The organism is Edaphobacter aggregans DSM 19364, from assembly GCF_000745965.1.
Taxonomy (GTDB): domain Bacteria; phylum Acidobacteriota; class Terriglobia; order Terriglobales; family Acidobacteriaceae; genus Edaphobacter; species Edaphobacter aggregans.
In genome coordinates, this window is record NZ_JQKI01000166.1 from 1 (window position 1) to 10262 (window position 10262).

A 10262-nucleotide genomic window follows, 5' to 3' on the forward strand; every position below is an offset into this window, starting at 1 on the left:
CATTTCGAAGGCCGGAACTGGCGCGGGTTTCATCATCATGCAACTCTATCGATCGCTGCCTATAGCTTCCTGGTTCTGGAGCGGTGCCTTTTTCCCCCCTCAAGCAACTCGTGGCCAATCAAAGCAGCCCACATCCAGATTCACATACCCCGCGTGCGATCCGACTACACGCCCAGAGGCGCTGCCCGTCCGCACAGAACGGCATAATCCTCAATCCATTACCACCCTGCGCCGACAGATCGCAACCCACCTTGCACGCTCTCTGCCCAGATGTCCCTGTTGTCTGCATCTACGTTTATAACACAGTAGTACTAGCGTCGCAGCACAGATTGTTTATCAGAGCCAAAAGTGCATCCCCATCGATGGGCTTCCTAAAGAAGCCGTTCGCACCTCTGTCCAGATAGAAGGTTTCTGTGTTCTCGGATGGCTTGCCTGTGATAATGATCACAGGGACATCAGACTGCATGCTTCTGACATGCTGAAGGAGTCCTAAGCCGCTCATCCGCCTCATCTCGACATCTGTGATAATGCAACTGGTGCGAGAGAGCGCACCCGACGTGAGGAAAAGTTCGGCAGATGAGTAAGTCTCCGCCTTATAGCCGCATGATGCAAGAAGGTTCTGAAGCGATTCGAGGACACGGTCGTCGTCGTCGATCACCGCGATCGCGCGAGCAAGTACGCCCATCTCAAATCCCTCCAGTCCTCTACTGAACTCTACAAGAACGGACTGCTAAACCCACCGTACACATTCCTGTTAATTGCCGTGGATTGTTCAAGATTGAGCTTTCCCGCTAGCTTGACTAACCTTGCAAAGGAATCCGCCTTCATCTTACGCATGATATTCCCGCGGTGTATTTGAACCGTGTACTCCGTGATCCCCAGCTCCCATGCAGCCTGCTTGTTCAACAGACCCCCAACTAGAAGTGGCAGGACTTCCCGTTCTCTAGGCGTTAGCGAACGGTAGCGCGCAAGGAGATCCGCGTGTTCAAGCGCTTCGCATCTTGCAATTCTGTCTTTCTCAAGGGCGTGTTCGATGGCGGCGAGGAGCACAGTGTCATCAATGGGCTTGGTGAGAAAGTCCACCGCACCACCTTTCATCGCCCTCACAGTGGAGGGAACGTCACCCCGTCCGGTAATGAAGATAACTGGAATTGATGCTTGATTCGAAATGAGTTTCTGAACCCTCCAGGCCATTCATTCCGGGCATTCTGAGGTCGAGGATAAGGCATGCGCCCGCGCCCCTTCGCTCAAAGCTCAGGAATTCCGCTCCCGAAGAAAACATTCGAACGTTCTTACCGCTTGCCCGCAGCAACGATGAAAGTGCATCGCACACCGTCGGATCATCTTCAACGATGTACACCATTTCGTTCGGCGATCCCATGAATGACCTCCTCCGCCTTGGTGGGCAGGCGTTTCTTATTCTATTGCGCGAAGGAGCCGGACATCTTTTTGCGGCAATCCGTTTGCTGAAAGTACACGGTTACGACAACGGCCTTGCAATCTGCCAATCGATCATCCCCGCACATGTTGGCGCTCTCGTTGCCGCCAATCGAGACGAAGGCGGCGCTCGCTTCAGCTTTTCGCTTCCTCGCTAAGCCAGCACTGCGCTCCAGTGTCCCCAGCTGCGTAATAGCTTCGAAATGTAAATGGCCTGATGAATGCGGGCTGAACCCCCTCATTGACGAGGCAACCCTACATGAAGATGTAATTCCATCGTTTCAGACAGCTCAGTACCATCAGTCATCTGTGTTCGACAGGGCGATGACCGATATGAATATCTCTGATAGAGAGGCAAGCGTTAGCGCATCGAAGCTAGGCTGGACGAGCTGCTGAAGAAGGTAGAGAAGCCTTTCGTCCCGGTACTAATCACGCTGCCTAGATTTTCCATATGCCGCGGCTGTCATATCAACGCGCTATTGCATGCGCCCACGGAGGCATACGTACGTTTGATCGCATCACAAAATCGATCTCCACGATCCTCTGAAAGTCACAGGAAAGCATTGGTTGATAGCCTAAATCATCCGACTATCCCCAACCAAAACGCCACCCCTCTAACTAAAACGGTTCTAATCGGCAGTGGTATAGTGCATAGCGGCAAAATCAATTTGAATTGATGGCGTACTTGAAAGCATATTCTCAACTGAATGATCGACAAACTCAGACCGAGCCCAACAAGACGATTCGATGCGTGAGGATTACGGTCGATTGAAAACCTATCTGCTTGCGGTCCTGGCATGTGCGATCGCACTGCCCATAGCTTGGGAACTTAATGCTCCCTCTTCCTGTTTCCTACTGGCCGCTATGGTTAGCAGCCTCTATGGAGGCCGTGGTCCCGGATACGTTACTATCCTCATTTCATCTATCCTCTTTGATTTCTTTTTTCTTCTTCCCCGGTTTCACTTTCTTCACTCCCGCGAATCTTTTCTACGGCTAGTGGTCTTCATCGCCGCCATGGTTCTCGCGACCGCGTTGATTGCAGCTAGACGCCGTGCTGAGGAATCACTTCGCCAGACGCAAGCAAAACTCGCCCAGGCTACGCAGACAGCCACCATGTCGCAGTTCTCTGCGTCCGTCATTCACGAGATTAGTCAGCCTCTAAGCGCAATGGTTGCAAATGGACAAGCTTGCATACGCTGGCTCGCAGTCGATCCTCCAAATCTTGCACATGCGAAAGGGGCGGTCGAGCGTATCGTGCGAGATGGTAAGGACGCCGGAGAGATTATCAAAGGGCTCAGGACGCTGTTCCGCAGATCGCCACCAAAGAAGGAACCCGTCGATTTACGACATATTGTGATTGAAGTTGCCTCGCTTCTTCGCGGAAGAGTAGAAAAAGAGAAAGTCATGGTTGAGGTTAACCTGCCCAAAGACCTCCCCACAGTCATCGGCGATCGCATCCAACTCCAACAGGTCCTGATGAATCTGGTCTTGAATGCTATGGATTCCATGCAAACCGTCACGGATAGACCGAAGGCACTCGCAATTCGCTCGAGAGAACAAGAGGGTATGGTCCTGACCGAGATCAGTGATCAGGGAGTTGGAATCGCGAACTTCGACAAAGTCTTTGAAACGTTCTTCACAACAAAGGAAGACGGCATGGGGATGGGGCTTTCAATCTGCAAATCGATCATAGAGGCCCACGAGGGGCGCCTGTGGGGGTCACCCGGACCAGTGGCTGGTACAGTCTTCACGTTTGCGATTCCGAGCTCCAAAGAGGGAGCGGAAGCGGAATGAGTTCCGATCGATCGATTGTCTATGTAGTGGACGATGACAGCCGAATCCGAGAAGCTTTGTTGGCACTGTTATCTTCTGTTGGATATGATGTCATGACATTAAGCAGTGCCGCAGAATACCTGGCATTCCAGAGACCCGACGTCTCAGCCTGTTTGGTTCTTGACCTCGATCTTCCCGGAATGAACGGCCTCGAATTGCAAAAGCAGCTTGCCGATGCTGGTGGTCCACCCATTGTCTTTCTAACAGGTCATGGTGATATTCCCGCCACCGTAAAGGCTATGAAGGCTGGAGCGACAGAATTTTTATCCAAGCCATTCGAACAAGAAGATCTTCTCCGCGCAATCGACTCAGCCATTCGTATTGATGGAGAGATTCGGTTGAAGAACACCGAGCTTAATGCAATCAAGAAGCGATATGCATCGCTTACACCAAGGGAACGCGAGGTCCTTCCCTTTGTTGTCTCTGGTCTGCTGAATAAACAGACGGCATGGGAGCTTGGAACCAGTGAGATCACCATTCGGATCCATAGGGGACAGATTATGAAGAAGATGGAAGCACAGTCTCTCGCGGATCTTGTAAGGAAGGCTGCGAAATTAGGTATTCCTTAAGCCGCCCTCTCATACAAAACGATAATTGGCAGCTAACAACAGTTCTCCTACTATCGGACTGTCAGTACAGGAGCAGTGCCGTTGGCAGCCGATAAACAAGATCACATCGTGGCGGTAGTGGACGACGACCCACGAGTGCGAGAGTCTCTAGAACAGCTTTTCGACTCTGCTGGAATAGCACATATTTCGTTTCATTCCGCCGAAGAAGCGCTCCAGTATGGCGGACTCACGTCAATCCGCTGCCTGATCACCGATGTACGAATGCCGGGCATTGATGGTTGTGAGTTACAGCGGCGAATGACAGCCGCTCTTCCGACATTGCCTATCATTTTCGTTACAGCCGATCACGACGATGAGGTGCGCCGAAATACGCTCTATCAGGGAGCAGTCGCATTTTTTTACAAGCCATTTGATGGAGAGGAACTCCTCAACACTGTAGATGCTGCGGTAAGGCAGGGTCGAACCTCGGAGGCTTCCGATGTGGATTATTAAATTGGCCCCCTCTCACGTCCTTGCACCTTTGTCGTCCTGGCGCTCCTGCTCTTTCTAGTGAGCCCGGTCGTGATGATGCGAACACCAGTGGACAGCCACTCCCGCCTTCATCATTTCAATCTGAGGGTAGTCCATGAGCATTGAAGATGTCCTGATCCATTACGGTTTCCGCCCACAGGGCAGGGTCGTTCCCGGCCTGGCTGTAGCCGAATGGGTTCATCCCACTGCAACCAACCTGCATCAGCGGGCTTGCACTGTGCTGCAGTTCGGCAATCGCGCGATTGTGCATTGCAGGGTAGGAACTCCGATCTATTCCATCTCGGCTCACGACATAGAGCATCTGCTCCGGCGTGAGTTTGGTTGCTTTTCTAGCCTGCCAACAGCTCAGGCATAACCAAAATCGTGGACCGGGAAGCCATAAAACTTCTGGCAGTGCGCGAGTCAAACGGAGTCGGACTTAGAAACTGTCCAGCCTATATTCGTGAATGGGTCACAAGAGAGACAGCAGATAGAAATACGTCCGAAGAACGAACAAAGCGAAGCTAGGGGAGCGAAGATGCTTGATGCAGATTACCGGGAGAGCCGTGATTCGGATGGAGTGACAGCGGTATTCAGACCTCCGGTTCGCTACTCTGGAGTTCGAAACGGCCTCGCTGATCCAGATGTGATAGAAAAAGGCTTCTTTGCGAGCGAACCCGAGAGCAATGAGACGATCTCCGAAGACGCGATTCGTGATGAGCTCTCTCGAATTCTGGAGAGTTCGATATTTGTTCAATCTGACCGACTGGGCCGATTTCTTCAGTTCACTATTAACAAAACCATGGCGGGCGAAGGGGAGATGCTCAAGGAGTATCTAATCGGCACGGAGGTGTACGACCGCCGGACTTCCTATCGGCCCAGTGAAGACTCGATTGTGCGCAGCGAAGCTCGCAGGCTGCGAAGTAAATTGAAGGAATACTATGAATCGTTGGGCACGAACGATCCAGTTTTAATCTACTATCGGCCTGGCAGGTATGTGCCCGCCTTTCGGGCCCGACGCAGCCATGGTCCCAACGGCACTGCGACAGGTGCCGCTCCGGGCGCGCTTTTCACTGGAGGACGGGGAATCCGTATAGCCGTCGTGCCTTTTTTTGACGCGTCCCACAGCGCCTTGTCTGGTGTTTGCGCCGAATTGATCACCGATGAATTGATTCACGAATTAGTACGCACGGATGGGCTGCTCGTGACCGCCGCAAGTTCAGTGGCGCCACTGGTCGCGCAAGCTCTTGACGTTCCTTCTCTGGCCCGAAAACTTGATGTTCAGATCGTCTTTGAAGGGACCGTGCGCGAGGACAATAACCTGCTGCGTATTACGTCACGGGTCGTCAACGCTGCAGACGGATTTCAGATCTGGTCTGAACGGATCGAAACGGAGCCAGATCTGCAAGATCTTTCCACGGTCTCTGGGCGAATTGCCTCGTCGCTCGTAAGCCGCATCCGGCCGACCATACGATCACAACGAGCGGAGCCTTGTCCGTCATGTCAGTGTTCCCTCTCCGAGTGAGGATACGCTCTGGAGTGCCCGGCTTGAAATGTACCAGTGAAAAAGAGACACACTGGAACAAGGAGAGCGTATGGCACGAGGCAAGCGGGTACCAGGCGGAGCAGGTGGTGAATCTGCTGCGACAGATCGAAGTCGCGATCGCAAACGGGAAGACGACAGCGCAGGCGTGTAAGGAAGCCGAGATCGTAGAGCAGACGTATTTCGCTGGCGCAAGGAGTATGGCGGGATGCAGGTGGACCAGGCAAAGCGGCTCAAGGAACTTGAGCAGGAGAATGCGAAGCTGAAGCGGTTGGTGGCTGAGCTAAGCCTGGACAAGCTGGTGTTGAAGGACATCGCCTCGGAAAACTTCTAAGCCCGGAACGGCGGCGCAGTGCGGTCAGTCACGCGTGTGAGCGTGGGGTGAGCGAGCGGCATGCGTGCCTTCTGTTGGGGCAGCCCAGAGGCACGCAGCGCTACCGTCCGACACAGCGTGAAGATGAAGATGCTCTGACTCAGGCCATCGTTACGCTGGCCAGCCAGTATGGCCGCTATGGGTATCGTCGGATCACGGCGCTGCTGCAACGATCTGGTTGGCAGGTCGGCAAGGATCGAGTCGAACGCATCTGGCGTCGTGAAGGGCTGAAGGTACCGAAGAGACAGAAGCCGAGAGGCCGCTTGTGGCTCAACGATGGATCGTGTGTACGGCTCAGGCCCATGCATGCGAACCATGTGTGGAGCTATGACTTCGTCAGCGCGCGAACGCACGATGGCCGCAGTGTGCGCATCCTGAACCTGATCGACGAGCATACGCGGGAGTGCCTGATGATCCGCGCCGATCGACGCTGGTCCTCGGCTAAGGTCATCGCTGCGCTGGCCGACGTCATGGTGTGGAAAGGAGTTCCGGAACACATACGCTCGGACCACGGCCCCGAGTTCGTCGCGAAAGACCTGCGCAAATGGCTTGCAGACACGGGCGCAAAAACACTGTACATCGAACCCGGCTCTCCATGGGAGAACGGCTACTGCGAGAGTTTCAACTCCAAGCTCCGGGATGAGTTCCTCAACCCTGAGATCTTCTACTCCATCAAGGAACTTCGTGTGCTGGCCGAGCGTTGGCGCGTCCACTACAACGTGGTTTCATACTGCCCCACCTCGCTATGTGCTTGAAAACAGGTTCAGGTGCTTTTCGGAAAGCAGTACTGCGGGTTTACGCGGTCGAACTTGCGCACGGCGTGCGAGAGTCTGAGCGGTCTCGCTCTCCAAGATGTCTCGGCTGATTACCCAGGGACCGTCTGCGAAGGGATGATCGGCGGGGATTTCGCCGCGATCGATGGCCAGTCGCAGCGTACGAGGGCTGATATCGAGATATGCGGCGGCATCGGTCAGGTTGATCCAGGGAGGCTGTTCATCGGGCTTATAGCAGGGGATACGATGATGGCTGCGCAAGGCGGTTACTCTCTCGCGTGTCCAGCGGTTGCCGCGTCCTGTGAGATGGCCGTTGCGGTTCAAAACGCTGGCTATGATGTCGTCCGATGAAATGCGTGCAAGGACAGTGATGGCTTCGATCAACTCACGGGAAGTCTGGGTGCTGCACTGACCGCGTCGACGGCGAGGCAGACGTAACTCACTCCGTATTAGCGCCGGATACCCTCTTGACTGATTGCGGTGTAGAGCGGCATTCGTATCACTCCAGTGGACACGGCTATGGATACGAAAGGGGCCTCTTCCAATTGAGAGTAAATCTGACAATTGGGCGATGTGCACGATGCCCTATAGATAAGGTGTCTAACCGCCTCTTGGGGCCGGGGTCCTGCCGACGACCGAAAATTGTACCATACGAACATGAGCTCGGACCGGCGCCCTTCGGTGGATGATCAGACTCTGCGTCTTCGGCAGATTCTCGATTCATCCCCTGCGCTCATCCACACAGCGACGCCAGACGGCTACTTCGATTTCTTCAATCGCACCTGGTGCGAATTTGTTGGAAAGCCGGTGGAAGAACTCTACGGGTGGAAATGGACCTCCTGCGTTCATCCGGACGATATCGGAGTGCTCCTCGAGAAGTGGCGAGAATCAATCGCCACGGGCAATCCATTAGAGGCAGAAGCTAGAGTACGTCGGGCTGACGGTGAATTTCGCTGGATGCTGCATCAGAAAACAGCTCAGCACGACGCGGATGGGATGATCATAGGGTGGCATGGCACGAGCGTTGATATTGAGAGCCGTAAACAAGCGCAGGGGAGCCTTCGGAAAAATGTTGAAGAACTGCAAACAAATAAGTACTTCTTGGCTGAAGCGCAGCGTTTAGGGCAAATGGGCAGTTGGTCCTTTGACCCGGCGAAAGGGTTTGATCACTGGTCGCCTGAACTTTTTCAGATCTACGGCCTTGAACCCACTCCGGAGGCTCCAACCTCCGAAGCATATTTAGCGCTCGTCCACCCCGAAGATCGTGAGTTCATGGCTTCGCTCATGGATCAAATGCTTGTGGAACCTTGCGGGTTTGACGTCACGAAACGCATCGTACGTCCTAACGGCCAACTCCGATACGTCCGTTGTGTTGGGTCGGCAGCCTCTGAAACGGGCAGTCTGAAGCGAATTGGCGTAGGCGTCGATGTTACAGAGCACGAGTTGCTAACGCAGGAACTGAATCGGCGCCAAGCGTACCTAACTGAAGCGTTGAGGCTCAGCCAAACTGGTTACTTCAGCTGGAAGCCAGCGACCGGAGAGCTCCTTTTGTCAGATGAAATGTATCGCATCCACGAATGGGACCCGGCAACCAAGGTACAGATGGAAGCGATCCTAGACTCCGTTCATCCAGACGATCGGAGCCTTGTGTCGGAGATGGCAGAGCGGACAGCCAACGGCATCTCAGTTAACTACCGACATCGTCTGCTCTTTGCCGATGGACGTATTAAATTTCTGCGCGTTATCGTCAGGCCCTTGGACAATTCTGACGGCAACGAATTCGTCGGGGCGGTGATCGACGTAACCGAAGCAGAGCGGGCGGAAGAAAAGATCCGGTGTAGCGAACGTGAGCTGCGAACGATCATTGACATAATGCCCGCCTACGTGGGGACCTCTTTGGCTAACGGAACAGTTGATTTTCTAAGCCAGAGTTGGTTGGACTACTCCGGCCAGACCAGAGAAGAGGCGATGGGATGGGGCTGGGCGGGTGTGATCCATCCCGACGACGTCGATCGAGTATTGGCAAACTGGCAGGCGGGATTGGCCTCAGGTGAACCTGTTGAGCAGGAGCTACGTTGCCGGCGTGCGGATGGGACCTATCACTGGTTTCTGAATCGCAGTCTCCCTCTCCGTGATGACGAAGGGAAGATCGTTAAATGGTACGGGATTCTCTTCGACGTCAATTCATTGAAGGAGACTGAACACGCTCTTCAAACGAGAGAGCATCAGCTGCTTGGCATTATCGAAACAATTCCTTCACTGCTCTGGTCAACCTCACCGACCGGAGAACCAACTCATCTCTCTAAAAGACTCCTTGAATATTATGGGGCTCCCTTAGAAGAATTCGTTAATCGCGGGTGGGTGAGCTTTATTCATCCTGATGATCGAGAGGAGTCCTCGAAGGCATTCTTCCGGGTAATCGAAACTGGAGAGTCATACAGCGCAATACACCGCTTACGACGCGCAGATGGAGAGTACAGGTGGCATCACACGATGGGCGAACCTTTGCGTGATCCCCAGGGTAAGATCATTCAGTGGTATGGCCTCTCGGTTGACATCGATGAGCGGAAACGAGCAGAAGACCACCTTCGGGATACGCGCATCAAGCTCAGCACAGCGTCGAAAATCGCAACCGTAGCTGAGTTATCAGCATCGATCGCTCATGAACTCAACCAGCCGCTTATGGCTGTGCATGGAAATGCTCAAGCCGCCAAGCGTTGGTTGGCAGCCAATCCGCCCGATCTAACCGAAACAAACGCCTCCATTGAGCGAATATTGAGAGATATTCGCTCAGCTGATGAGACCATGCAGCGCATTCGCGCTCTTTTTAAGAGCGAACCATACGAGAAGAGTGACGAGAGTGTTCTGGACATCATTCGAGAGTCCTTACGTTTCGTCCATGAAGACCCCAACAAGCGCGAGGTTCGAATTGACTGGTCCATCGAAGGTAGCCTGCCGCCAATTTGTGTCGACCGTATTCAAACCCAGCAGGTATTTATCAACCTAATTTCGAATGCGATTGAAGCGACCGACGGGAGTGCAAATACAGCCAAGATTCTGCTGAGAGCCTTTGTTACACAGGAGCACGAGGTCATTGTCCAGGTCATCGATAATGGCACGGGACTCGAAGATACCGAAAAGATATTCGATGCCTTTATGACAACCAAGGAAAAGGGCATGGGCATTGGCCTGGCCGTCTCAAGATCTATCGTCGAAGCCCACGG

General features: G+C 53.7%; 11 protein-coding genes and 2 pseudogenes. 9 read left to right on the top strand and 4 right to left on the bottom strand.

What is annotated here, in order from left to right; translation table 11 throughout:
- Window positions 1-207: pseudogene (locus Q363_RS44870) on the top strand (IS701 family transposase); the annotation flags it as partial.
- Between the two features lie 88 nt (window positions 208-295).
- Here the strand turns inward: Q363_RS44870 and Q363_RS27810 are convergent.
- From Q363_RS27810 to Q363_RS44880, 3 genes are read right to left on the bottom strand one after another with little or no spacing between them, the layout of a single operon-like run.
- Window positions 296-685 (bottom strand): response regulator, encoded by a 390-nt coding sequence (locus Q363_RS27810; protein ID WP_035357173.1) that lies wholly within the window; start codon window positions 683-685, stop codon window positions 296-298.
- Window positions 686-714: 29 nt separating this feature from the next.
- Entirely contained in the window at window positions 715-1194 is a 480-nt protein-coding gene (locus Q363_RS44875; RefSeq protein ID WP_281176092.1) for a response regulator transcription factor, read from the bottom strand.
- On the bottom strand, window positions 1121-1381 hold the full coding sequence (locus tag Q363_RS44880) for a response regulator transcription factor (protein WP_342667467.1): 261 nt from the start codon (window positions 1379-1381) through the stop codon (window positions 1121-1123). The genes Q363_RS44875 and Q363_RS44880 overlap by 74 nt, the downstream gene beginning before the upstream one ends.
- On the opposite strand from Q363_RS44880, the gene Q363_RS42360 reads away from it, so the two are divergent.
- The 7 genes and pseudogenes from Q363_RS42360 to Q363_RS27850 form a co-directional block, all read left to right on the top strand.
- Complete coding sequence (locus Q363_RS42360; protein WP_169747162.1) at window positions 1353-1595, top strand: ATP-binding protein; 243 nt, start codon at window positions 1353-1355, stop codon at window positions 1593-1595. The genes Q363_RS44880 and Q363_RS42360 overlap by 29 nt on opposite strands.
- Window positions 1596-2205: 610 nt before the next feature.
- On the top strand, window positions 2206-3231 hold the full coding sequence (locus Q363_RS27825; protein ID WP_169747163.1) for a sensor histidine kinase: 1026 nt from the start codon (window positions 2206-2208) through the stop codon (window positions 3229-3231).
- Window positions 3228-3839, top strand: a complete 612-nt coding sequence (locus Q363_RS27830) for a response regulator transcription factor (protein ID WP_035357176.1) — start codon at window positions 3228-3230, stop codon at window positions 3837-3839. The genes Q363_RS27825 and Q363_RS27830 overlap by 4 nt, the downstream gene beginning before the upstream one ends.
- A gap of 81 nt (window positions 3840-3920) precedes the next feature.
- Window positions 3921-4331 (top strand): response regulator transcription factor, encoded by a 411-nt coding sequence (locus Q363_RS27835; RefSeq protein ID WP_035357178.1) that lies wholly within the window; start codon window positions 3921-3923, stop codon window positions 4329-4331.
- A gap of 133 nt (window positions 4332-4464) precedes the next feature.
- A complete protein-coding gene (locus tag Q363_RS41395; protein ID WP_157467712.1) occupies window positions 4465-4725 on the top strand; it encodes a hypothetical protein in 261 nt (86 codons plus the stop codon).
- Between the two features lie 162 nt (window positions 4726-4887).
- On the top strand, window positions 4888-5874 hold the full coding sequence (locus Q363_RS27840; protein ID WP_157467714.1) for a hypothetical protein: 987 nt from the start codon (window positions 4888-4890) through the stop codon (window positions 5872-5874).
- Between the two features lie 104 nt (window positions 5875-5978).
- Window positions 5979-6990, top strand: a pseudogene (locus Q363_RS27850) (IS3 family transposase); the annotation flags it as partial.
- An 18-nt stretch (window positions 6991-7008) separates the two neighbouring features.
- Here Q363_RS27850 and Q363_RS41400 read toward each other — a convergent pair.
- Window positions 7009-7422 carry a helix-turn-helix domain-containing protein gene (locus Q363_RS41400; RefSeq protein WP_157467716.1) on the bottom strand — a complete coding sequence of 138 codons (414 nt, stop codon included), beginning with the start codon at window positions 7420-7422 and terminating at the stop codon, window positions 7009-7011.
- Window positions 7423-7719: 297 nt separating this feature from the next.
- On the opposite strand from Q363_RS41400, the gene Q363_RS27860 reads away from it, so the two are divergent.
- Window positions 7720-10262 (top strand): PAS domain-containing protein (locus Q363_RS27860; protein WP_035357185.1); only part of this gene is annotated, 2543 nt, incomplete at its 3' end.

Coding starts and splice junctions, on each gene's coding strand:
- Q363_RS27810 (WP_035357173.1), bottom strand. CDS start 685: ATGGGCGTACTTGCTCGCGCGATCGCGGTGATCGACGACGACGACCGT.
- Q363_RS44875 (WP_281176092.1), bottom strand. CDS start 1,194: ATGGCCTGGAGGGTTCAGAAACTCATTTCGAATCAAGCATCAATTCCA.
- Q363_RS42360 (WP_169747162.1), top strand. CDS start 1,353: ATGTACACCATTTCGTTCGGCGATCCCATGAATGACCTCCTCCGCCTT.
- Q363_RS44880 (WP_342667467.1), bottom strand. CDS start 1,381: ATGGGATCGCCGAACGAAATGGTGTACATCGTTGAAGATGATCCGACG.
- Q363_RS27830 (WP_035357176.1), top strand. CDS start 3,228: ATGAGTTCCGATCGATCGATTGTCTATGTAGTGGACGATGACAGCCGA.
- Q363_RS41395 (WP_157467712.1), top strand. CDS start 4,465: ATGAGCATTGAAGATGTCCTGATCCATTACGGTTTCCGCCCACAGGGC.
- Q363_RS27840 (WP_157467714.1), top strand. CDS start 4,888: ATGCTTGATGCAGATTACCGGGAGAGCCGTGATTCGGATGGAGTGACA.